We start from the raw sequence: 20,973 nt of genomic DNA, 5'->3' as shown, positions 1-20,973 counted from the left end.
ATGACACGTGATCCGGAAGTTTCCGTGCACTAGGTGGCCACTCGGCGTGAGCCGGGAAGTTCAGCGGCCTCTGCGCCGCAGATAGCGCTCGAACTCGGCCGCCAGCGCGTCGCCGTCGATCTTGCCGAGCACCTCGTGCATGTCGACCTCGGCGTCGCCGCGCTGTTCCAACGAGGCGACGTACTCCGCGATCTCCTCGTCTTCGGCGGTCATCTCGGTGACGGCCTGTTCCCATTCCTCGGCGGCGGCGGGCAGGTCGGCTAGTGGCACCTCGACGTCCAGCACGTCCTCGACCCGGCGCAGCAGGGCCACGGTCGCCTTGGGGCTGGGCGGCTGCGACACGTAGTGCGGCACCGCGGCCCAGAAGGTCACGGCCGGGATACCGGCCTGCACGCAGGCGTCCTGGAACACCCCGGCGATCCCGGTCGGGCCTTCGTAGCGGGTCTCTTCCAGGCCGAAGAATTTCGCCGACTCGGCTGAATACGCCGAGCCGGACACCGGCACGGGCCGGGTGTGCGGGGTGTCGGCCAGTAACGCGCCCAGGATCACCACGGTCTGCACGTTGAGCTTGTCGGCGATGGCCAGCAACTCGGCGCAGAAGGTGCGCCAGCGCATGTTGGGCTCGACGCCGTGCATCAACACCACGTCATGGTTGCTGCCCGGGGGACGGCAGTGCGAGATCCGCATCGACGGCCAGACCAGCTCCCGCGTGACGCCGTCGACCTGGCGGATCACCGGTCGGTTCACCTGATAGTCGTAGTACGACTCGTCGTCGATCTCGACGATCGGCTGGGCCTCCCAGATCGCATCCAGGTGGTCCAGCGCGTCACTGGCCGCGTCGCCGGCGTCATTCCAGCCCTCGAAGGCGGCCACGATCGTGGCGTCCTTCAGTTCGGGCAGGTTCAAACTCCGGCCGGCGTTCGGATACGACGGTGTCACACATAGAGGGTAAGCCTTGTCGGGTGCCGATGAGCCCGTTGTGCACGTGGGCCGCCGCCGCGCCGAACAGCGGTGTTTGATAGACCGACTACCCTGTTCATGTGACTGTCGCTGACAAATCTGCCTACGGCACCGACCTGCTCGACACCCTGTCGAAGCGCGTAGTGGCAGGCCGCGGCGCGGTCGAGGCGAAATACGTTCGGCTGCAATCTGGTTAACCCTGGTGCCTACGACATTGCTGACAAGATCGGTGAGCTGTCACTCAAGGGCACCGCGATCGCCACGCGGGTGGGGGTCGATCGTGGCGACGGGTTGGGCGTCCACAAGTCTGTCGGATGACGACGTAGACTCTTCTGGTCGAGAGGCGTTGCAACGGTTCCGGGTTCCTGCCCGTATCCGCCACGCTCGGCAGAGTCAAGGACGCCTTCCGTTATGGAAGGAGTGCACGTGACCGCTGTTGAGTCGACGACCTTTACGCCGAACATCCGCCCCGACTGCACCGACAAACTGACGGCGGCCATGCGCGAGCGGATCATCGTGATCGACGGCGCGATGGGCACCGCGATTCAGCGCGACCGGCCCGACGAGGCCGGCTACCGCGGCGACCGGTTCACAGAGTGGCCAACCGCTCTTCAGGGCAACAACGACCTGCTCAACCTGACGCAGCCGCAGATCATCGAGGGCATCCACCGCGAGTACCTCGAGGCGGGCGCCGACATCCTGGAGACCAACACGTTCAACGCGAACGCGGTCTCGCTCGCCGACTACGACATGGCGGACCTCAGCTACGAGCTGAACTACGCCGGCGCCGCCCTGGCCCGTAAGGCCGCCGACGAGTTCAGCACCCCCGAGAAGCCCCGCTACGTCGCCGGTGCCATCGGGCCGACGACGCGGACCGCGTCGATCTCGCCCGATGTCAACGACCCCGGAGCCCGCAACGTCTCCTACGACCAGCTGGTCGCCGCCTACCTCGAAGCCGCCAACGGCCTGGTCGACGGTGGTGCCGACCTCCTCATCATCGAGACGATCTTCGACTCGCTGAACGCCAAGGCGGCGGTGTTCGCCGTCGAGACGCTGTTCGAGGAGCGCGGCCGCCGGTGGCCGGTGATCATCTCGGGCACCATCACCGATGCTTCCGGCCGGACGTTGTCCGGTCAGGTCACCGAGGCGTTCTGGAATTCGATCAGGCACGCGAAGCCGATCGCCGTTGGCCTCAACTGCGCCCTGGGCGCCCCGGAGATGCGGCCCTACATCGCCGAGATGGCGCGGATCGCGGACACCTACGTCTCCTGCTACCCGAACGCCGGCCTGCCGAACGCCTTCGGCGAGTACGACGAGTCCCCGGAGCATCAGGCCGGCTACATCGCCGAGTTCGCCGAGGCCGGCCTGGTCAACCTGGTCGGTGGTTGCTGCGGAACGGCGCCGGCGCACATCGCCGAGATCGCCAAGGTCGTCGAGGGTAAGCCGCCGCGCGAGCTGCCGGATATCGAGGTGGCCACCCGGCTCGCGGGTCTGGAGCCGCTCAACATCACCGACGACTCCCTGTTCGTGAACATCGGTGAGCGCACCAACATCACCGGCTCCGCCCGGTTCCGCAACCTGATCAAGGCCGAGGACTACGACACCGCGCTGTCGGTCGCGTTGCAGCAGGTCGAGGTCGGGGCGCAGGTCATCGACATCAACATGGACGAGGGCATGATCGACGGCGTCGCCGCGATGGACCGGTTCACCAAGTTGATCGCGGCCGAGCCGGACATCAGCCGCGTCCCGGTGATGATCGACTCCTCCAAATGGGAGGTCATCCAGGCGGGCCTGAAGAACGTGCAGGGCAAGCCGATCGTCAACTCGATCTCCATGAAGGAGGGCGAGGAGAAGTTCATCCGTGAGGCACGGCTGTGCCGCAAGTACGGCGCCGCCGTCGTCGTGATGGCCTTCGACGAGCAGGGCCAGGCGGACAACCTGGAGCGCCGCAAAGAGATCTGCGGGCGCGCCTACCGGATCCTGACCGAAGAGGTCGGCTTCCCGGCCGAGGACATCATCTTCGACCCGAACTGCTTCGCGCTGGCGACCGGTATCGAGGAGCACGCGACGTACGGGATCGACTTCATCGAGGCCTGCGCCTGGATCAAGGAGAACCTGCCCGGGGTGCACATCTCCGGCGGCATCTCGAACGTGTCGTTCTCGTTCCGGGGCAACAACCCCGTCCGCGAGGCGATCCACTCGGTGTTCCTGTTCCACGCCATCAAGGCCGGTCTGGACATGGGCATCGTCAACGCCGGTGCGCTGGTGCCCTATGACTCGATCGACCCCGAATTGCGGGACCGGATCGAGGACGTCGTCCTGAACCGTCGCGAGGACGCGGCGGAGCGGCTCCTGGAGATCGCGGAACGGTTCAACAGCAAGGACAAGGCCGAGGATCCCGCGGCAGCCGAGTGGCGCAGCCTCCCGGTGCGTGAGCGGATCACCCACGCCCTGGTCAAGGGCATCGACGCCCACGTCGACTCCGACACCGAGGAGTTGCGGTCCGACATCGCCGCGGCAGGTGGCCGCCCGATCGAGGTGATCGAGGGCCCGCTGATGGACGGCATGAACGTCGTCGGTGACCTGTTCGGCGCGGGCAAGATGTTCCTGCCCCAGGTGGTGAAGTCGGCCCGGGTGATGAAGAAGGCTGTTGCGTACCTGCTGCCGTACATCGAGGCGGAGAAGCAGCCGGGCGACGCCGACACCACCAACGGCACGATCGTGATGGCCACCGTCAAGGGCGACGTCCACGACATCGGCAAGAACATCGTCGGGGTCGTCTTGCAGTGCAACAACTACACCGTGATCGACCTCGGTGTGATGGTGCCCGCTCAGAAGATCCTGGACGCGGCCAGGGAGCACAACGCCGACATCATCGGGCTGTCCGGCCTGATCACCCCGTCCCTGGACGAGATGGTCAACTTCGCCGTCGAGATGGAACGCGAGGGGCTTCAGATTCCGCTGCTCATCGGTGGAGCGACCACCTCGCGCGCCCACACGGCCGTGAAGGTGGCACCGCGTCGCAGTGGTCCGGTGGTGTGGGTCAAGGACGCTTCCCGTTCGGTGCCGGTCGCTGCCGCGCTTCTGGACGACAAGCAGCGGCCGGCCCTGTTGGAGGCCACCGCGACCGACTACGCCGCCCTTCGCGAACGGCACGCCCAGAAGAACGAGCGGCCGATGCTGACGCTGGAGAAGGCCCGCGCCAACCGGACGCCGATCGAGTGGGACGGCTACACGCCGCCGGTGCCCGCCCAAGGCCTCGGCGTGCGGGAGTTCCATGAGTACGACCTCGCCGAGCTGCGGGAGTACATCGACTGGCAGCCGTTCTTCAACGCCTGGGAGATGAAGGGCCGGTTCCCTGACATCCTCAACAACCCGGTCTCGGGCGAGGCCGCCCGCAAGCTGTACGACGATGCCCAGCAGATGCTCGACACCCTGATCAAAGAGAAGTGGCTCAAGGCCAACGGGGTGATCGGGTTCTTCCCGGCGAACGCGGTCGGCGACGACATCGAGGTCTACACCGACGAGACCAGGACCGAGGTGCTGACCACGTTGCACAACCTGCGCCAGCAGGGCGAGCACCGGGACGGCATCCCGAACCGGTCACTGGGTGACTTCATCGCGCCCAGAGAAACCGGGGTCGCGGACTACGTCGGCGCCTTCGCCGTCACCGCGGGCCTCGGCAGCCAGGACAAGATCGTGGAGTTCAAGGCGGCCCTCGACGACTACAGCGCCATCCTGCTGGAGTCGCTCGCCGACCGGCTGGCAGAGGCTTTCGCCGAACGGATGCACCAACGGGTCCGCGAGGAGTTCTGGGGATATCAGCCTGACGAGCAGCTGGACAACGACGCACTCATCGGGGAGAAGTACGTCGGCATCCGCCCCGCCCCCGGCTACCCGGCCTGCCCGGAGCACACCGAGAAGGCGACGCTCTGGGAGCTGATGGACGTCCAGAATCGGACCGGGATCGAGCTGACCGAGTCGATGGCGATGTGGCCCGGTGCTGCCGTCAGTGGCTGGTACTTCTCGCACCCGCAGTCGCAGTACTTCGTGGTCGGCCGGATGGCTCAGGACCAGGTCGCCGACTACGCGAGGCGCAAGGGCTGGACCCTGGCCGAAGCCGAGCGCTGGCTCGCCCCCAACCTCGGGTACAACCCGGAGGACTGAGCACGCCGAAACCGGGTGCGCCCGAACGGTTCACGGACGCACCCGGTCTGGCGGCTAGCCGAACAGGTCCCGATTCCGGGCCGCCCACTGCGCCATCGATTCGGCCGGTGTGCCCGTGAGCCGTTCGACGTTGTCGTTGGCGGCCTGGGGTTGCGGATCGTCCTCGAAAAGGTCGAGGTACCACTGCGCGCCGTCGCCCATGACAGGGCGCAGCAATTCTTCGGCCTCGGCCCGGCCGCACCGCTGCGCCTCGACTGATTGGCCGAGCCCCGCTCCGATCTGGCGGGCGATGTCGCCGCGGCACAATGCGACCGGACCGGTGAGTTCGTACATCGCGCCGGGATGGGCGTCCGCCGGTGCCGTCAACAGATGCGCCGCGACCCGGGCGATGTCGTCCATGGATACCGGTGATTCGACGTAATCCGGATTGATGTCACGGACCGTACCGGTCTTGATCTGCGGGGCCCACATCGCGAAGTTCTCGCAGAACTCGCCGGGCCCGAGCTGGGTGTGCGCCAGTCCCGAGGCGGCGACCGCATCGGCGTGTTCGGCCCAGTGTGCACCGCCGGACAGTGCCACCACGTGTTGCACACCCGCCCGCACCATCAGCTCGAGTGTGGGCCCGACGGTGGCCGGGAACGGGGCCAGGTAAACGCGTTCCACGCCTTCGAAGGCAGCCGGCAGCGTCTCCGGCCTACCCAGGAAGCCGGTGATTGCTGTCACAGATTCCGGCAGCGCCGCCTTCGCCGGATTTGTGGTCAGTGCGCGGATGTCGTGGGCGCCCAACGTGATCAGATGATCCACGACGCGCCTGCCGATGTTCCCTGTGGCTCCCGTCACCAATATCGTCATGCTCCCACGCTATCGACGGGGTCGGACAATGTCAGAATGGCTGTCATGCAGGCGGTGCTGTGGGACATGGACGGCACGCTCGTCGACTCCGAAAAGCTGTGGGACATCGCCATGCAGGCCCTGTATGCGCGGATGGGCGGGGTGCTGACCGCGGAGGTACGGGAATCGACGGTCGGCGGCTCTGCCGAGAGCGTGATGCGAATCGTCTATGACGATCTGGGGCTGGAACCTGACCCTGGCGCCATGGCCGAATCGGCCGATTGGTTGCACGACTACACCGGCGAGTTGTTCGAGCAGGGCCTGCCGTGGCGGCCGGGTGCCCAGGAGATGCTCGACGCTCTCACCGCGGCCCGGGTCCCCATGGCGCTGGTCACCAACACCCGCCGGGATCTCGCCGAACGCGCGTTGAACAGCATTGGCCGCCACTACTTTTCGGTGACCGTCTGCGGTGATGAGGTCGCGAGCGGCAAGCCGTCGCCCGACCCGTATCTGCGGGCGGCGGATCTTCTCGGCGTCTCCGCCGCATCCTGTCTGGCGGTCGAGGATTCAGTCACCGGGACAACATCGGCAGAGGCCGCGGGCTGCCCGGTGCTGGTGGTGCCCAACGATGTCGAGGTTCCCGCGGGCGCTGGGCGCCGGCATGTCCAAACGCTCGGCGCGCTCGATGTCTCCGACCTGCGGACAATCCACGCCGAACTGGCTGCCGGGCCGGGCGTGCGCGGCGCCTGAGGCGCATCGAATTCAGCTGCCGGATATGGCCCTAGCTGCGGGCTCTCTGTGTCAAGGTGATGATGTTCGGTCACGCAATGGCGCGGAGAGGACACGGCATGTCACACGGTCCGGTGAGTGACGGCACACCTTCGGTCCACGACGACGACTACTACTCGTCCGGACGCAGTGCCGTCCGTATCGCCGCGGTCGCCGCACTGGGCGGGTTGTTGTTCGGCTATGACAGCGCGGTGATCAATGGCGCGGTGGACGCCGTGCAGAAGCATTTCGTCATCGACAACAAGATCCTGGGCTTCGCGGTGGCCTCGGCGCTGCTGGGGGCGGCCGTCGGTGCGCTGTCGGCGGGCCGGATCGCCGACCGGATCGGCCGGATCGCGGTGATGAAGATCGCCGCGGTGTTCTTCTTCATCAGTGCCATCGGCACCGGGCTGGCGCCCAGCGTCTGGGTAGTGGTGTTCTTTCGTATCGTCGGCGGAATCGGTGTCGGTATCGCCTCGGTCATCGCCCCGGCCTACATCGCCGAAACCTCGCCGCCGGGGATCCGCGGCCGGCTGGGGTCCCTTCAGCAGTTGGCGATCGTCACCGGCATCTTCCTGTCCCTGAGCATCGACGCGCTGCTGGCGCACATCGCCGGGGACGCCACCAAGGAACTGTGGCTGGGCATGGAGGCGTGGCGATGGATGTTCCTGTTGATGACGGTTCCCGCCGTCGTGTACGGCCTGCTGACTTTCACGATTCCCGAATCACCCCGGTATCTGGTTGCCACACACCGCATTCCCGAGGCCCGCAAGGTGCTCTCGCGGCTGCTGGGGGAGAAGAACCTGGAGATCACCCTGGGCCGCATCCAGGACACCCTCCAACAGGAGAAGCCGCCGGCCTGGCGTGATCTGCGTAAGCCGGCGGGCGGCGTCTACGGCATCGTGTGGGTGGGCCTCGGGCTGTCGGTCTTTCAGCAGTTCGTCGGCATCAACGTGATCTTCTACTACTCGAATGTGTTGTGGCAGGCCGTCGGATTCGACGAGAGCGCGTCGTTCATCATCACCGTGATCACCTCGGTGACCAACATCCTGACGACGTTGATCGCCATCGCCTTGATCGACCGGGTCGGCCGCAAGCCGCTGCTGCTGATCGGCTCGGTGGGTATGGCGCTGACCTTGGGCACCATGGCCGTGATCTTCGGTACCGCCAAAACGCACGAGGTGCTCAACACTTCGACCGGTCTGATGGAGTCGCAGCCGTTCCTCGGCGGGATCACCGGCCCGGTCGCCCTGGTCGCGGCGAACTTGTTCGTGGTGGCCTTCGGCATGTCGTGGGGCCCGGTGGTGTGGGTCCTGCTCGGCGAGATGTTCCCCAACCGCATCCGGGCGGCCGCGCTGGGCCTGGCCGCCGCCGGCCAGTGGGCGGCGAACTGGCTGATCACCGTGACGTTCCCGGAACTGCGCAATGTGTTGGGCGCGGCGTATGGGTTCTATGCGCTGTGTGCGGTGCTGTCGTTCGTGTTCGTTTGGCGCTGGGTCGAGGAGACCAAGGGCAAGAACCTCGAGGACATGCACGCAAACGCGTTGAGCGCCTAGCGGTGGTCCGGCGGAGGCCGGTAGTCGTCGGCATACGGCGCGCAGCCGACGCTGCGGGCGATCTCGACGGCCGCCTCGACCAGCTTCTCCGGCGAGATGTCCCGGTGGGCCAGATAGACCTCGCAGCGCCCAACGACCACCCACACGCTGGACAATTGCACCTGTACCAGGGCGAACTCGTCGGGTGCGGCGCGTTGCACCTCGAATGTTCCCCGGGCGGGGTCGGCGCCGTAGCGCAACTGGTCGACCTCGGCGGCAAAGTCGTCGATCGGGTGGACCGACACGGTGAGAATCGGGGACGCGGCCACATCAGCGCCCCAGGATGCGGACAGGCAATCGAGCGGGAGGATGGGGTTGGCGAGGCGATTGTTCTGGACCAGGCCGTCCACCGTCAGGTATCTGGACAGGATCGCGCGGATCGCCGTGACCCGGGCGGTGTAGGTCCGCAGCTCGTCGCCGACAGGTTCGCTCACCCTTCTATTGCACCCCACAAATCGACCCCCGCCGAGCATGAAACAATTCATGCCTGTGAAGACCTTCGAGGCCCTGTTTGCCGAACTCAGCGACAAAGCGCGCACCAGACCTGCCGGTAGCGGCACGGTCGCCGCACTTGACGCCGGCGTCCATGGGCTCGGCAAGAAGATCCTGGAGGAGGCCGGCGAGGTGTGGCTGGCCGCCGAGCACGAGAGCGACGAGTCGCTCGCCGAGGAGGTCAGCCAGTTGCTGTACTGGACCCAGGTGCTGCTGATCTCCCGGGGCCTGACCCTCGACGACGTCTACCGGAAGTTGTGAGCCGTGGCCGATCAGATGTTGCGCGTCGCGGTGCCCAACAAGGGCTCGCTCAGCGAAGCGGCCGGCGAGATCCTCGCCGAGGCCGGGTATCGGCGCCGTCGTGACCCCAAGGATCTGACGGTCGTCGATCCGGTCAACAACGTCGAGTTCTTCTTTCTGCGGCCCAAGGACATCGCGATCTACGTGGGTTCGGGTCAGCTCGACCTGGGCATCACCGGACGGGACCTGGCCGCCGATTCCGACGCCCCGGTGCGGGAGCGCCTGTCGCTGGGCTTCGGTGGCTCCACCTTCCGTTACGCCGCTCCGGCCGGCCGGGAGTGGAGCCCGAAGGATCTGGCGGGCAAACGGATCGCCACGTCGTTTCCGAACCTGGTTCGCAAGGACCTTGCGGCGCAGGGCATCGAGGCTTCGGTGATCCGGCTCGACGGCGCGGTCGAGATCTCGATCCAGCTCGGGGTCGCCGACGTGATCGCCGACGTGGTCGGCTCGGGTCGCACTCTGGGGCTGCACGGCCTGGTGGCATTCGGTGCGCCGCTGTGCGAGTCGGAGGCCGTGCTGATCGAACGCGACGGGGCCGAGGGGAATGGCAGTACGTCCGCGCGGGATCAGCTGACGGCGCGCGTGCAGGGCGTGGTGTTCGGCCAGCAGTACCTGATGCTGGATTACGACTGCCCGCGTACGGTTTTGGACCAGGCCACCGCGGTGACGCCGGGACTGGAGTCACCGACCATCGCGCCGCTGGCGGATCCCGATTGGGTGGCGGTGCGGGCTTTGGTACCGCGCCGCGACGTCAACGCCATCATGGATGAGATCGCCGCGATCGGTGCCAAAGCGATACTCGCATCGGATATTCGGTTCTGCCGTTTCTGACGGACGGACACCGCCCTGTCTGATCGGCGCGTGCAGCGCCGCATTGCGTGTTAGCGTCCGGGTGACAATTCCAGGCCTCGGAGGTCGCCGTGACGCATTTTCTGGTTCTGTTGTTGGCTCTTCTCATCGGTGTGGTGGCCGGACTGCGGGCATTCACCGCTCCGGCCGCGGTGGCGTGGGCCGCCGCACTGAACTGGATCAACCTCGACGGCACCTGGGCCCAGTGGTTGGCCCACCCGGTCACGGTCACCGTGCTGACCGTTCTTGCTGTGGTGGAGTTGGTCACCGATCAGCTGCCGCGCACGCCCAGCCGTAAGACCCCGGTGCAGTTCATCGCCCGGCTGATCACCGGGGCGTTCGCCGGTGCGGTGATCGGCACCGCGTGGGGCTACACGTACACCGCGCTCGGTGCGGCCCTCGTGGGTGCGGTGATCGGCACCCTCGGCGGATACGAGGCGCGAAAGCGCTTGGTCAGCCGCAATGATGGCCATGATCTGCCGGTCGCGCTGTTCGAGGACGCGGTCGCCGTACTCGGCGGCTTCGCGATCGCGGCTCTGACCTCCGTCCTCTAGTTCATGGTGCCCGCGCGAAGTTTCGACGCAATCGTCATCGGCGCGGGCCAGGCGGGGCCGCCGCTGGCGGGCCGGTTGACCGCAGCGGGGCAGACCGTCGCGGTGATCGAACGCAAACTGGTCGGCGGCACCTGCGTCAACTATGGCTGCATCCCCACCAAAACCCTTGTGGCCAGCGCGCATGCCGCCCATCTCGCGCGGCGCGGCGCTGATTTCGGCGTCGGCACAGGCGAAATCGACATCGACATGGCCAAGGTCAAGGCCCGCAAGGATGCGATCATGCTGGCCGACCGCCACGGGGTGGAGGATTGGCTTGAGGCGATGAACGGCGCGGTGCTGATCCGTGGCCACGCCCGTTTCGTCGACCCGCACACCGTCGACGTCGACGGCGAATTGCTGCGGGCCGATCGGATCTTCCTCAATGTCGGTGGCCGCGCGGTGGTTCCGGAATTTCCCGGCCTGGACGGTATCGACTACCTCACCAACGTCGGCATCCTGGACCTGGACCTTGTTCCCGAGCATCTGGTGATCGTGGGCGGCAGCTACATCGCGCTGGAGTTCGCGCAGATGTACCGCCGGTTCGGTGCCCGGGTGACGGTAGTCGAGAAGGGGCCACGGCTGACCTCGCGTGAGGACGAGGACGTATCCGCCACCATCGCCGAGATCCTCCGGGCCGAGGGGATCGACGTGGTGCTCAATGCCACCGGCATCCGGTTTGCCAAGCGGGACGGCGGTTTCGAGGTGACGCCTCGCGACGGTGCCGATCCGATTGCCGGAACGCACCTGCTGCTCGCGGTGGGGCGGGCGCCCAACACCGACGATCTCGGGTTGGAGAACGCCGGCGTGGACGTCGACGGACGTGGCTATGTCGTGGTCGACGATCAGCTGCGCACCACGGCCGAGCACATCTGGGCGATGGGGGACTGCAACGGCAAGGGCGCCTTCACCCACACGTCCTACAACGACTTCGAGATCGTCGCCGCCAATCTGCTCGACGATGATCCGCGTCGCGTGAGCGATCGCATCACCACCTACGCGCTCTACATCGATCCGCCCCTGGGACGGGCCGGGATGACGGTCGATCAGGTCCGGAAGTCCGGCCGAAAAGCGTTGGTGGGCAAGCGTCCGATGACCAGGGTAGGCCGTGCGGTGGAGAAGGGTGAGACACAGGGCTTCATGAAGGTGGTGGTGGATGCCGAGACCGAGGAGATTCTGGGGGCGTCGATCCTCGGTGTCGGCGGCGACGAGGTGGTGCACTCGATCCTCGACGTCATGACGGCGAAACTGCCCTACACCGCGATTTCACGCACGATGCACATCCACCCCACCGTCAGCGAGCTGGTGCCTACGATGCTGCAGGAGCTGAAGCCGCTGGACTGAGCGTGCGGCCGATGTTGAGCTGACGCGTCACCAGCGCGACACGATGCCCGAGGTGGCGGCAGGTCTGGAGATCCGCCGGGTGCATCTGGTCGGGCCCAGCGTCGACATCGGTGGCTGCCGCGGCACCCAGCCAGAACCCGAGTCGGTTCAGGTCATGCTCGCTGCCGCCCGCGCTGTTCCAGCCGGCTCCCAAACCCAGGTTCACCCAATGCATGTGGTGCTGGGCGGCGAAGATCGCAAGGGAGTTCAACGTGGCGAGTTTGTCTCCGCTCTTGGCTCCGGAGTTCGTGAACCCGGCCGCGATCTTGTCGCGCCACCTGCCTTCCATGCACCGCCGGCCGGTCTTCTCGGCAAAGGTCTGAAATCCTGCTGACACGTTGCCCATGTAGGTGGGGCTGCCGAAGATCATGGCGTCGATACCGTCCAGCACGTCCCAATCCTGGTCGGTCACGGCCTCGACGCGCATGACGGTGACGTCGGCTCCGGCGTCAGCGGCTCCGGCCGCGACCGCATCGGCCAGGGTCGACGTGTGACCGAACCCGGAGTGGTAGACCACCGCGACGGTGGGTGCGGCGACGTCAGTTCCGTTGCGATGCATGGTCGTTTCCTGTCTCCGGGGTCCATTGGGTTCCGAGTGTTTGAGCGACTTCCTGATAACGCTGGGCCCAGTCGGGCAAGGGTTGCCCGCCGAGATAGGCCTCCAGTCGGTCCAGATAGGCGTGGGTGCCGGGGTGGAATCCCTGACCGTCGGAGACCGTCAGGCCGCGGTGCGTGAATCGGAGCAGGGTGCCCTCGCCATCCGGGATGAGTTCGTAACGCACGACGCCGGATTCGGGGGCGGACAGGACGGGCTGGTTCCACTCGTGTTCGAAAACCCGTGGCGGGTCCCACACCCGGATCCGTCCGGTCATCTTCTTCTGTTGCGCCGGGATGGGCGGAGAGTCCGGAATCATCTCGATCGCGCCGCCTTCGCGGGCGTCGATCATCGTTTCGCCCATCCATTGGTCGCGTTGTGCGGGATCGGTGATGGCGGCCCACACCGCCTCGACCGGATAAGGCAGGCGCCGCTCGAAGTTCAGGGCGGCCCGGTCGCCCTCGACGGTGAGTTTGCCTTCACGGCTGGTCATTTCGTCTCCTTGTGGGTCGCTTTGAGATGACGTTCCAGGGCGTCCAGGTGATCCGACCAGTAGCGGCGGTACCGCTCGATCCACTCGTCGATCTGCACCAGGCCGTCGGCGCGTAAGGCGTAGATGCGGCGCTGTGCGTCGGGTCGCACCTCGACCAGACCGACCTCCCGCAACACCCGCAGGTGCCGTGACACCGTCGGCTGGGTCAGCCCCGGCAGGGTGGCCACCAACTCGCCTGCGGTGCGTTCACCGTCGACGAGGGCGTCGAGCAATGCGCGTCGGCTGGGTTCGGCGACTGCTTCGAACACGTCCATGCGTTGAGTATTGCAGTATAGCTATATAGATGCAAGCAAATATAAAGGGGCTGGAGGTGGCGAGGTGTTGGACGGAGTGCGGTGCGCGGAGGTATCCGCCTGCCAATCGCTCAGCCGCGGCCGCTTAGCGATCTGTCGGTAGCGAGTTCACGTGGAGTTGCAAGATCTTGGTGATGGTGGCCGTGGACCTGGGGCCGTGTGCTGTCACGGCGTCGAGGGCGAGGCCGGACAGAAGTGACGCGAGACGCTGAGCTTCCAGGCTGGGCTTTGGTACCGCCATGTTCTTGAGGGCTTTGACCAGAACATCGTGCAGGTCGGTAGCCATCTGCGCTGTCGTTGGGCGGAAAGCTGCGGTGGTGCGGGAGGCCGCGATGACCTCCATGAGGATCACGGCCTCGCTGTGACGTTCGTCGTCCAGGGGGACCAGTTCCTTCAGGAGTGCCAGGAGGTGTTGTCGGTGTTCTGTGACGTCGCGTGATTCGGGTGGTGTGTGCTTTATCAGCCGCTGGCCCATGCGGTTGCCGGCTTCGGTGACCACTGCGACGACGAGAGATTCGTGATCGGCGAAATAGTGACGGACTGATCCGATGTTCAGCTGTGATTCTGCTGCGACGCGGCGGAATGTAGCGGCGGCCAGCCCCTCCTTCACCACCAGACGTAACGCGGCTTCGACGATATGACCTCGACGTTTCACGGGGTCGATACGGGCTGGCATGGTCACAGTGTAGCGGGATCCAACGATATGTATCACGACTGTGATAAAAAGAAGGTAACGCCGGCGGAGTCGCCGAGCGGAGACATAGGGGATCTTGATGAAACATGTTGATGCGCTTGCTCGTAACAAGGAGAACTGGGATGAACGCGCAGACATCCATGCCCGGTCACAGATGTATGACGTGGAGGGATTCCTGGCTGACCGGTCGATGATCTCGTCGGTGGTCCGAAACGACCTGTCAGTAATGCAACCGCACCTACCCTCCTCGGGGGTGACCGGTCGGTCACTGCTGCATCTGCAGTGTCACATCGGCACCGACACCGTGTCGTGGGCACGGCTCGGCGCGGTCAACGTCACCGGCTTGGATTTATCGCCCAATTCCCTGCGCCATGCCCAACGCATCGCCGAAACGGACTGCCAGACAATCACGTGGGTGCAGGGCGATGCTCGGTTCGCCTCCTCGCTTATTGATGAGCAGTTCGATATCGTTGTCACCAGCGCCGGAACCATCGTGTGGCTGCCTGAGTTGTCGGCGTGGGCTCAATCGATCCACGACCTGCTCACGCCCGACGGAGTTTTCGTGATCCGAGACGACCATCCGATATTGGCGGCGATGGAGTTCCAGCCTTGGACTATCAGTGACGACTACCTCTCGGGCGGCGGTGCCAGGACCTACGACGACGCCAGCACGTACACAGAGAACACCGATGTGGCAATCCGCCAGACAACAAATTACGAGTGGCGGCACGATCTCAGTGAAGTCATCACCGCACTCCTGGAAGCCAATCTGCGCATCGAGGCCGTTCGCGAGCTTCCCTACATGGATTGGCGAGCTTTCCCGGCTCTGATTCCTGATTCGCACGGCTGGGCACTGCCCGCAGGTGTTCCGCGCATTCCGTTGAATTTCGCAATCGTAGCCCGGAGGATCGGCTGACTCCGACACTGGCACAGCGACTTTCGAGAGCTACAGGTGGAGCTATCGCATTGGGTCCGTCACGTCGTCGGAGCTGCGGCGTCACCGATGATGCGTTGGGGAGGTGCCGAAATGACAGTGACGTCGAACCGCTGAAGCCTGACGTCCATGCCTGGTCGGGTCGGCATCGATCTCAGCGGCTCACCGGTGCGGTGGCGTTCGGGCTCAGGCGCGGACGGCCCGCCAGATCAACCTGCGAGCCTCTGGTTCGGCTGACTTTCCGGTATGGCACGAAACTGGTATTGCTCTCGCATGGCTTTCGAAAGGCCCAGCTCTAACTGATGGGATGTGTCACTGGAATTGGGAACCTGCAGCACACATGGGTATCGAGTGGTTGAAGCCACCCCCTGGGGCCGGCGTTCGTAATCCTCAAGGCGGCCCGCCAAGACCTACGCGCAACCCGCTACTGCACGGTCGCGTAGATTCTCTGAGGATCAATCCGAGCACCTAACGCAGCATTCAACGAAGGCCATCATGTCCGAGGACCAGAACGTAGACGTTCCACCGAATCATCTCTCCATCGACCCGCGCAGCCCCTTCTATAGCGAAGAGGTGCTCCGCCGCGACGTGGGTATTCGCTTTAATGGCGTCGAGAAAACCAATGTTCACGAATACAACGTGGCCGAGGGTTGGGTGCGTGTTGAAGTCCCTACCGCGAAGGATCGCCGCGGAAATCCTATGGTCGTCAAGATCAGTGGCACGGTTGAACCTTATTTTCGCTGAGCAAAAGAGCGGACGCGCTTGGACTTCCGGCGCGGCTGTCGAACGGCCCCGGCGGTCGGCCTGTAGCTCGAGTGGCAGCCATCAGCTACAACGAGTACTGGTTCGCAAAGGCCCAGCGGCTCTTTAGCGCATCCGCGCGAGCCAGGCGAGAATTGAACCAGCCGACGGCCGGTGAGCGGCGAGTCAAGATCTGGACGACCGTGTGGTTCTAGGATCCGTCACCGAAAGCGGAATCTGGTGTCCGCCATCATGAGCGGAATTTCGGAAAGTCTCAGGAAGCGGCAATGGGATCCGCCATCTGAAATCGGCACACGCAGCGTGCGGCGGACCCGGAGCGAGCCGTGCGGCCATGCCCTGTGGGACTACAGTGGGCAGGGGACGGGGTTACTTGCTCGAGGCTATGCCGGAGGTGGGGTGTGATCCGTTTGAAGAATCTTGGAAAGTTGGCCGTCGGCCTTGGCGTAGTGGCGGTGCCGATCGGGGTCGCGTTTGCCGGGGCGGGGTCGGCATCGGCCGATCCGGGCCTGTGTGTGAGTGGTCCATATGGTTTCGCGCATGCCTGCGTGGACACGCCCGGCTGGTACAACGGTTGGTACGACGGTCCGCGTTGGCGCGGTGATTGGCATGGCGGTGACGGCAACAGCCAGGGCGAGGACGATTAGTCGCCGGTTCGGCTCACCGCTCGCAGCAGGCGCAACTGGCCGATCTCCGCGGCGTTCTTCGTCAGCTCGACGTTCAACCAGAGGACTGTGTCGGCCAGCGAACGGCCGCTATCCGGCCCCCACGGAAACGTCGCGGGGGCAACAAGATCGGTGTCGGTCAACGAGTCCAGCAGGCCGCTCCAGCGTGCGCTGAGCACCCTGATCCGCTGCACCGCGGCCGCGGGGCCGGGCCAGTCGATCTCGGAGCGCGGTGGTGGCGGCCGTCCGTCGACGTGCGCCAGCGCGCTCGTCCACCAGAAGATCATGTGCCAGGTCAGCCAGCCGATGGTCGGAACGGGAATCGGGTCGGGCTCGGTGTCCGCCCAGTCCGGCCACCACCGGCCCGACGGATCCTCGTGCACGGTCCACACCAGCGGACCCGGCTCCCAGAGGTGATCCTCGTCGGCCAGCGCCGACAGGTGCAGGTCGGTCAGCGCCCAGGCCAGGTCGAACTGGCGACGCAATTCGACGATCACGGCACCCGCATCACCAGCAGGGTCTGGGCCGAGGTCCCGATAAACCCTTGGCGGTCAAAGATTTCCGCCGTCGTCACGCCGATACCGTCCGGTCCGATCGAACCACGGGCTCGCACCGCGAAGTCCGACCCCTCCGGAAGCCGGTGCAGATGCACCGCGGTATCGGTGTTCATGAACACGAACTTCTCCGGATCGAGCGCCGCGCCGATGCCGTTCGCCGAATCCACCACCAGCGCCAGGCGCTGCAGGGCCGTCGTCTCCTCGTCGTCGACCACCGGCGTCAACGGACTCATCCAGGCCACCGCCGACTCACCGTCGGTCGCGTTCTGCCGACGCCACGACACGCTTTCCAGATAGCCCGGTGCGCCTTCCCAGTTGTGCGCCACGTCGGCCGCCTCGCCCTCCACCAATGGCGGGAAGCGGTCGGTGACCACGTCGCTGGTGTCGCTGGGAGCCAGCAGCCAGGCGGTGACCCGCGCCACCGCGCGCCAGGTGCCGTCGGGTCGAGCGGCCTCCATCTCGGAGACGACCATCGAGATCCGTGACCCCGGCCGGTCCACCCAGGCCCGAACCCGCACCGGCGCAACGGGAATCGCGCCCAGGATGTCGAGCGTCAGCCGCCCGATCCGCAGGTCTGAGTCGGCGGCCAACTCCTCGATCGCCTTGGTCAACAGCGCCAGCGGCGGCGAGCCGTGCTGGATCGCCGGATCCCAGTTGCTCCGGGTATCGGCGGTGGATTCGAACAGCTGGTACTCACCATCGGAACCAAGCCGATGGTAGTGACACCCGATCATGCAGCTCCTGATTCTGGCCACCCGGGATACGGCGGCGGGGTGCCGCCGAACGCCGGACACAAACTCTGATGTGCGCACCACGAGCACAACTTCGACGGGTTGGGCCGGAAGTCGCCGGTGGCCCCGGCCACCTGGATGGCCTTCCAGATCGCCATCAGCGTGCGCTCGAACCGCAGTAGCTCGTCGTGCTCGGGGGAGTAGTCGAGCACCTGACCGTCGGCCAGATACAACAACCGCAGCCGCGACGGCATCACCCCACGCGAGCGCAGCAACGCCACCGCGTAGAACTTCATCTGGAACATCGCCTTGAACTCGGCCTGCGCCCGCGCCTCGGGCGGGGCCTTGCCCGTCTTGTAATCGACGACGCGTAACTCGCCGGACGGTGCGACATCGATCCGGTCGACGAATCCGCGCAGCAGCGTGCCGTCGGTCAGTTCGACCTCGAGCCGGTGCTCGCAGCACTGCGGATCGAACCGGGTCGGATCCTCCAGGCGGTAGTAGCCGGACAACAGCGCCCGGGCCTCGGCGAGCAGCGTGGCCGGATATTCGGTATCGGCCAGCTCGGGCTCGGCGGCGACGACCTGCTCCCAGGCCGGCTCGACCAGCGTCAGCGCGGTGTCATGCACCCGCTCGGCCGCAGGCAGGCCGTAGAGCTGCTCCAACGCGGCATGCACCAGCGATCCACGCAGCTGGGCGGTGGACCGGGGCTCGGGGAGCCGGTCGATGGCGCGGAACCGGTACAGCAGCGGGCACTGTTTGAAATCGCCGGCCCGCGACGGCGACAGCGCCGGGCGGCGCGGCGTCGGGGTCGGTTCTTCGCTCACACCCGTAAGCCTAGGACGGAGCCCCGACAAACTTGCGGAACCCCGGGCACCCGGCCCGGTGGGGCTACTGGCAGGCTGGACGTCCGTGGCAGGGAAGAGACCGACCGGACCGTTTGCCGTTGGCGACCGGGTGCAACTCACCGACGCCAAGGGCCGGCGCTACACGATGGTGCTCAACCCCGGCGGTGAGTTCCACACCCATCGCGGCATCATCGCCTTCGACAACGTGATCGGGCTGCCGGAGGGCAGCGTGGTCAAATCCACCAACGGCGATCAGTTCCTGGTGCTGCGACCGCTGCTGGTCGACTACGTGATGTCGATGCCCCGCGGTGCGCAGGTGATCTATCCCAAGGACGCCGCGCAGATCGTCCACGAGGGTGACATCTTCCCGGGCGCCCGGGTGTTGGAGGCCGGTGCCGGATCCGGTGCGCTGACCTGCTCGCTGTTGCGGGCGGTCGGCCCCGAGGGCCGGGTGACGTCGTACGAGATCCGCGACGATCACGCGCCGACCGCGGAGAAGAACGTGATCACGTTCTTCGGTGAGCGGCCCGACAACTGGGACCTGGTGATCGCGGACCTCGCGGACTACGACGGTCCGGAGATGGACCGCGTGGTCCTGGACATGCTGGCGCCCTGGGAGGTGCTGCCCGCGGTCTCCAAGGCGCTGGTCGCCGGCGGCGTGCTGATGGTCTACGTCGCCACCGTCACACAGCTGTCGCGGGTCGTGGAGGCGCTTCGCGAGCAGCAGTGCTGGACCGAGCCGCGGGCCTGGGAGAGCATGCAGCGCGGTTGGCACGTGGTGGGCCTGGCGGTACGCCCGGAACACAACATGCGCGGACACACCGCATTTCTGGTCAGTGCGCGCAAATTGGCGCCGGGCGCGGTGGCGCCGGTCCCGCTGCGCAAGAAACGTCATCTGGCCGTCGAGTCCGCCGTCGAGTCTCAGCCGGGCGCCTGACGGCTCAGTCGTCGGCGTTTTCTACCGCACGCCTGCTCGCCGGCGAGGACTACCGCCCTCCGGTAGAAACCGGTGCGTCCGAGTCGGCCTAGTCGTCGCTGTGGTGCAGGCCCCTGCGGGTGGAGAGCAGTTCGAGCTCCGGGTGGCCCGCAACCATCCGTTCGGCGGCATCGAGCACGTCCACCACGTGAGCCCGGTCAGCGGCGACCAGGGCGACGCCGATGCCGGTGCGACGGTGCAGATCCTGGGTCGCGGTCTCGGCTGCCGACACCGCGAGCTTGCGGTGCAGTTCGGCGATCACCGGCCGGATAACCGAACGCTTCTGCTTGAGCGAGTGCACATCACCGAGCAGCACGTCGAACTCCAACCAGCCGATCCACATGGCGGATCAGCGGGGCGGTGTGGGAGCGTTCGAGGAACCCGCCGCCGATCCCATGACCAGCAGCAGATCGGCGGTGTGCCGGGTCAGCTGCCAGCCGTCGCCGTGCGGGGTGAATTCCATCGGAAAGCTGAAGTCGCGGGCCGAATTCTCGCCGCCCGCGGTGACCTTGACGTTCGCCACCACGTTGTTCGGCTCGGTTTGAGACCAGGCCAGATCGGTGGCCTCGAAGGTCAGCGGGGTGAATCCGTTGTCGGCCAAGGCCCGGCCGAACTTGTCCAGCGCGGCGGCGTCATCGGCGGTGCCCTGTTCGACCAGGACAACCTTGTCGGCACCGGGCACGTTGACGTCGGCCAGCTGGTCCAGCACGCCGGTCAGAGCTTCGGGGGCCGGTAGCGGTGCGGTGGGCGGTGCGGCCGGTGTCGTGGTGGTCAGCACGCTCGTGGTCGGGTGCGAGCGGTTCGCCGGACGATCTCCGCTGCTGCACCCACAGAGCCCAAGTGCCGCCACGATCGTGGCGGCACTCAGGACTGCGATTCGGGTGCGGTTCAATTACCTACTCAGCCGACAGAGGACAGCAGGGCCATGGCCGATCCCTTGGAGATCTGCCAGCCGGTCGGGCTCGGGCCGGCCACGAACTGGATGTTCTGGGTGGCGGTGCCGCCGGTGGCCGAGGTGGCGGTGACATCGGCAAACGCCACGCCGCCCTGGTCATCGATGTTGGCGATGTTGAAGGTCAGCGGGAACTTCCCTTCAGCGGCGGCCTTGCTGTAGGCGCGGTCGGCGGCGATGCTCTCGATACGGCCGATGCCGCCCTGGATGTAGGGGGCCTTGCCGCTGAACGAGCCACCGTTGGCGAGTGCCTGCAGGGTCTGCACCAGTGGCGACGCCAGGTCCGGTGCCGGCGTGGCCGGCAAAGGCGCGCCGAAGACCACCGGCTGGATGGCCGGCGAGGTCGACATGCCGCTGGATGCAATAGAAGTCACACCCGCCGCTGCTCCGCCCACCACGGCGGCGGCTGCAGCTGCGGTGATAAAGCCGGTAACGAGGGTTTTCAAGGCCACGATTGTCCTTTCGATCGGACCAACTGAAC

24 protein-coding genes are annotated in these 20,973 nt (G+C 66.1%); 11 read left to right on the top strand and 13 right to left on the bottom strand.

The window, feature by feature from the left end:
• Positions 1–60: 60 nt before the first annotated feature.
• The gene (locus ACWEFV_RS14320) at positions 61–939 is read right to left on the bottom strand and encodes a PAC2 family protein (RefSeq protein WP_135455640.1); all 879 of its coding nucleotides are present in this window, start codon (positions 937–939) and stop codon (positions 61–63) included.
• A gap of 432 nt (positions 940–1,371) precedes the next feature.
• Here ACWEFV_RS14320 and metH point away from each other — a divergent pair, with 432 nt between their 5' ends.
• Positions 1,372–5,127 (top strand): methionine synthase, encoded by a 3,756-nt coding sequence (metH, locus tag ACWEFV_RS14315; protein ID WP_450070628.1) that lies wholly within the window; start codon positions 1,372–1,374, stop codon positions 5,125–5,127.
• A gap of 54 nt (positions 5,128–5,181) precedes the next feature.
• Here metH and ACWEFV_RS14310 read toward each other — a convergent pair whose 3' ends face one another.
• A complete protein-coding gene (locus ACWEFV_RS14310) occupies positions 5,182–5,979 on the bottom strand; it encodes an SDR family oxidoreductase (protein ID WP_450070627.1) in 798 nt (265 codons plus the stop codon).
• 45 nt (positions 5,980–6,024) lie between these two features.
• On the opposite strand from ACWEFV_RS14310, the gene ACWEFV_RS14305 reads away from it, so the two are divergent.
• Together ACWEFV_RS14305 and ACWEFV_RS14300 are read left to right on the top strand one after the other, a co-directional pair.
• A complete protein-coding gene (locus ACWEFV_RS14305) occupies positions 6,025–6,708 on the top strand; it encodes an HAD family hydrolase (protein ID WP_135460113.1) in 684 nt (227 codons plus the stop codon).
• 98 nt (positions 6,709–6,806) lie between these two features.
• Positions 6,807–8,282 carry a sugar porter family MFS transporter gene (locus ACWEFV_RS14300; protein WP_167857877.1) on the top strand — a complete coding sequence of 492 codons (1,476 nt, stop codon included), beginning with the start codon at positions 6,807–6,809 and terminating at the stop codon, positions 8,280–8,282.
• Here the strand turns inward: ACWEFV_RS14300 and ACWEFV_RS14295 are convergent.
• Positions 8,279–8,755, bottom strand: a complete 477-nt coding sequence (locus ACWEFV_RS14295) for a hypothetical protein (RefSeq protein WP_450070626.1) — start codon at positions 8,753–8,755, stop codon at positions 8,279–8,281. The genes ACWEFV_RS14300 and ACWEFV_RS14295 overlap by 4 nt on opposite strands.
• 37 nt (positions 8,756–8,792) lie before the next feature.
• Here ACWEFV_RS14295 and ACWEFV_RS14290 point away from each other — a divergent pair, with 37 nt between their 5' ends.
• From ACWEFV_RS14290 to ACWEFV_RS14275, 4 genes are all read left to right on the top strand, one after another.
• On the top strand, positions 8,793–9,074 hold the full coding sequence (locus tag ACWEFV_RS14290) for a phosphoribosyl-ATP diphosphatase (protein WP_070188706.1): 282 nt from the start codon (positions 8,793–8,795) through the stop codon (positions 9,072–9,074).
• A 15-nt stretch (positions 9,075–9,089) separates the two neighbouring features.
• Complete coding sequence (gene hisG, locus ACWEFV_RS14285; RefSeq protein WP_450070788.1) at positions 9,090–9,944, top strand: ATP phosphoribosyltransferase; 855 nt, start codon at positions 9,090–9,092, stop codon at positions 9,942–9,944.
• Between the two features lie 89 nt (positions 9,945–10,033).
• The gene (locus ACWEFV_RS14280; RefSeq protein ID WP_450070625.1) at positions 10,034–10,516 is read left to right on the top strand and encodes a DUF4126 family protein; all 483 of its coding nucleotides are present in this window, start codon (positions 10,034–10,036) and stop codon (positions 10,514–10,516) included.
• Positions 10,517–10,519: 3 nt separating this feature from the next.
• Complete coding sequence (locus ACWEFV_RS14275) at positions 10,520–11,896, top strand: FAD-containing oxidoreductase (protein WP_450070624.1); 1,377 nt, start codon at positions 10,520–10,522, stop codon at positions 11,894–11,896.
• Here ACWEFV_RS14275 and ACWEFV_RS14270 read toward each other — a convergent pair.
• The 4 genes from ACWEFV_RS14270 to ACWEFV_RS14255 all read right to left on the bottom strand — a co-directional run bounded on the left by ACWEFV_RS14270 (position 11,862) and on the right by ACWEFV_RS14255 (position 14,052).
• Complete coding sequence (locus tag ACWEFV_RS14270) at positions 11,862–12,494, bottom strand: flavodoxin family protein (protein ID WP_450070623.1); 633 nt, start codon at positions 12,492–12,494, stop codon at positions 11,862–11,864. The two genes, ACWEFV_RS14275 and ACWEFV_RS14270, sit on opposite strands and share 35 nt — an antisense overlap.
• Positions 12,475–13,023, bottom strand: coding sequence for an SRPBCC family protein (locus ACWEFV_RS14265; protein ID WP_450070622.1), 549 nt, complete (start codon positions 13,021–13,023; stop codon positions 12,475–12,477). Before ACWEFV_RS14265 ends, ACWEFV_RS14270 begins: the two co-directional genes overlap by 20 nt.
• Positions 13,020–13,337 carry an ArsR/SmtB family transcription factor gene (locus tag ACWEFV_RS14260; protein WP_054602559.1) on the bottom strand — a complete coding sequence of 106 codons (318 nt, stop codon included), beginning with the start codon at positions 13,335–13,337 and terminating at the stop codon, positions 13,020–13,022. The genes ACWEFV_RS14265 and ACWEFV_RS14260 overlap by 4 nt, the downstream gene beginning before the upstream one ends.
• 124 nt (positions 13,338–13,461) lie before the next feature.
• Positions 13,462–14,052 carry a TetR/AcrR family transcriptional regulator gene (locus ACWEFV_RS14255; RefSeq protein ID WP_450070621.1) on the bottom strand — a complete coding sequence of 197 codons (591 nt, stop codon included), beginning with the start codon at positions 14,050–14,052 and terminating at the stop codon, positions 13,462–13,464.
• A gap of 97 nt (positions 14,053–14,149) precedes the next feature.
• On the opposite strand from ACWEFV_RS14255, the gene ACWEFV_RS14250 reads away from it, so the two are divergent.
• The 3 genes from ACWEFV_RS14250 to ACWEFV_RS14240 all read left to right on the top strand — a co-directional run bounded on the left by ACWEFV_RS14250 (position 14,150) and on the right by ACWEFV_RS14240 (position 16,410).
• On the top strand, positions 14,150–14,986 hold the full coding sequence (locus ACWEFV_RS14250; RefSeq protein WP_450070620.1) for a class I SAM-dependent methyltransferase: 837 nt from the start codon (positions 14,150–14,152) through the stop codon (positions 14,984–14,986).
• Positions 14,987–15,499: 513 nt separating this feature from the next.
• A complete protein-coding gene (locus ACWEFV_RS14245; RefSeq protein WP_135455621.1) occupies positions 15,500–15,748 on the top strand; it encodes a DUF3297 family protein in 249 nt (82 codons plus the stop codon).
• Positions 15,749–16,164: 416 nt separating this feature from the next.
• A complete protein-coding gene (locus ACWEFV_RS14240) occupies positions 16,165–16,410 on the top strand; it encodes a hypothetical protein (protein ID WP_450070619.1) in 246 nt (81 codons plus the stop codon).
• On the opposite strand, the gene ACWEFV_RS14235 is transcribed toward ACWEFV_RS14240, so the two are convergent.
• Genes ACWEFV_RS14235 through ACWEFV_RS14225 form a run of 3 tightly spaced genes read right to left on the bottom strand, consistent with a single transcriptional unit; the run spans position 16,407 to position 18,543 of the window.
• Positions 16,407–16,925, bottom strand: coding sequence for a DinB family protein (locus tag ACWEFV_RS14235; RefSeq protein ID WP_450070618.1), 519 nt, complete (start codon positions 16,923–16,925; stop codon positions 16,407–16,409). The genes ACWEFV_RS14240 and ACWEFV_RS14235 overlap by 4 nt on opposite strands.
• Positions 16,922–17,719, bottom strand: coding sequence for a thioesterase family protein (locus ACWEFV_RS14230; protein WP_135455614.1), 798 nt, complete (start codon positions 17,717–17,719; stop codon positions 16,922–16,924). Before ACWEFV_RS14230 ends, ACWEFV_RS14235 begins: the two co-directional genes overlap by 4 nt.
• The gene (locus ACWEFV_RS14225; RefSeq protein ID WP_450070617.1) at positions 17,716–18,543 is read right to left on the bottom strand and encodes a RecB family exonuclease; all 828 of its coding nucleotides are present in this window, start codon (positions 18,541–18,543) and stop codon (positions 17,716–17,718) included. The genes ACWEFV_RS14230 and ACWEFV_RS14225 overlap by 4 nt, the downstream gene beginning before the upstream one ends.
• 85 nt (positions 18,544–18,628) lie before the next feature.
• Between ACWEFV_RS14225 and ACWEFV_RS14220 the strand changes: the two genes are divergently transcribed.
• Complete coding sequence (locus ACWEFV_RS14220; RefSeq protein WP_135455608.1) at positions 18,629–19,501, top strand: tRNA (adenine-N1)-methyltransferase; 873 nt, start codon at positions 18,629–18,631, stop codon at positions 19,499–19,501.
• Positions 19,502–19,589: 88 nt separating this feature from the next.
• Here the strand turns inward: ACWEFV_RS14220 and ACWEFV_RS14215 are convergent, their stop codons facing one another.
• Genes ACWEFV_RS14215 through ACWEFV_RS14205 form a run of 3 tightly spaced genes read right to left on the bottom strand, consistent with a single transcriptional unit; the run spans position 19,590 to position 20,944 of the window.
• On the bottom strand, positions 19,590–19,883 hold the full coding sequence (locus tag ACWEFV_RS14215) for a DUF503 domain-containing protein (RefSeq protein WP_135455606.1): 294 nt from the start codon (positions 19,881–19,883) through the stop codon (positions 19,590–19,592).
• Positions 19,884–19,889: 6 nt separating this feature from the next.
• On the bottom strand, positions 19,890–20,432 hold the full coding sequence (locus ACWEFV_RS14210) for a hypothetical protein (RefSeq protein ID WP_450070616.1): 543 nt from the start codon (positions 20,430–20,432) through the stop codon (positions 19,890–19,892).
• An 8-nt stretch (positions 20,433–20,440) separates the two neighbouring features.
• Positions 20,441–20,944 (bottom strand): hypothetical protein, encoded by a 504-nt coding sequence (locus ACWEFV_RS14205; RefSeq protein WP_135455602.1) that lies wholly within the window; start codon positions 20,942–20,944, stop codon positions 20,441–20,443.
• Positions 20,945–20,973: the final 29 nt, after the last annotated feature.

The organism is Mycobacterium sp. NPDC004974 (assembly GCF_053600815.1).
This window is presented reverse-complemented; position numbering and strand designations above follow the sequence as displayed.

Excerpts from the sequence above, each read along its gene's own strand:
- ACWEFV_RS14265 (WP_450070622.1), bottom strand. The coding sequence starts at position 13,023 with ATGACCAGCCGTGAAGGCAAACTCACCGTCGAGGGCGACCGGGCCGCC.
- metH (WP_450070628.1), top strand. The coding sequence starts at position 1,372 with ATGGAAGGAGTGCACGTGACCGCTGTTGAGTCGACGACCTTTACGCCG.
- ACWEFV_RS14245 (WP_135455621.1), top strand. The coding sequence starts at position 15,500 with ATGTCCGAGGACCAGAACGTAGACGTTCCACCGAATCATCTCTCCATC.
- ACWEFV_RS14275 (WP_450070624.1), top strand. The coding sequence starts at position 10,520 with ATGGTGCCCGCGCGAAGTTTCGACGCAATCGTCATCGGCGCGGGCCAG.
- ACWEFV_RS14305 (WP_135460113.1), top strand. The coding sequence starts at position 6,025 with ATGCAGGCGGTGCTGTGGGACATGGACGGCACGCTCGTCGACTCCGAA.
- ACWEFV_RS14310 (WP_450070627.1), bottom strand. The coding sequence starts at position 5,979 with ATGACGATATTGGTGACGGGAGCCACAGGGAACATCGGCAGGCGCGTC.
- hisG (WP_450070788.1), top strand. The coding sequence starts at position 9,090 with ATGTTGCGCGTCGCGGTGCCCAACAAGGGCTCGCTCAGCGAAGCGGCC.
- ACWEFV_RS14230 (WP_135455614.1), bottom strand. The coding sequence starts at position 17,719 with ATGATCGGGTGTCACTACCATCGGCTTGGTTCCGATGGTGAGTACCAG.
- ACWEFV_RS14260 (WP_054602559.1), bottom strand. The coding sequence starts at position 13,337 with ATGGACGTGTTCGAAGCAGTCGCCGAACCCAGCCGACGCGCATTGCTC.
- ACWEFV_RS14270 (WP_450070623.1), bottom strand. The coding sequence starts at position 12,494 with ATGCATCGCAACGGAACTGACGTCGCCGCACCCACCGTCGCGGTGGTC.
- ACWEFV_RS14300 (WP_167857877.1), top strand. The coding sequence starts at position 6,807 with ATGTCACACGGTCCGGTGAGTGACGGCACACCTTCGGTCCACGACGAC.
- ACWEFV_RS14255 (WP_450070621.1), bottom strand. The coding sequence starts at position 14,052 with ATGCCAGCCCGTATCGACCCCGTGAAACGTCGAGGTCATATCGTCGAA.
- ACWEFV_RS14250 (WP_450070620.1), top strand. The coding sequence starts at position 14,150 with ATGAAACATGTTGATGCGCTTGCTCGTAACAAGGAGAACTGGGATGAA.
- ACWEFV_RS14215 (WP_135455606.1), bottom strand. The coding sequence starts at position 19,883 with ATGTGGATCGGCTGGTTGGAGTTCGACGTGCTGCTCGGTGATGTGCAC.
- ACWEFV_RS14290 (WP_070188706.1), top strand. The coding sequence starts at position 8,793 with ATGAAACAATTCATGCCTGTGAAGACCTTCGAGGCCCTGTTTGCCGAA.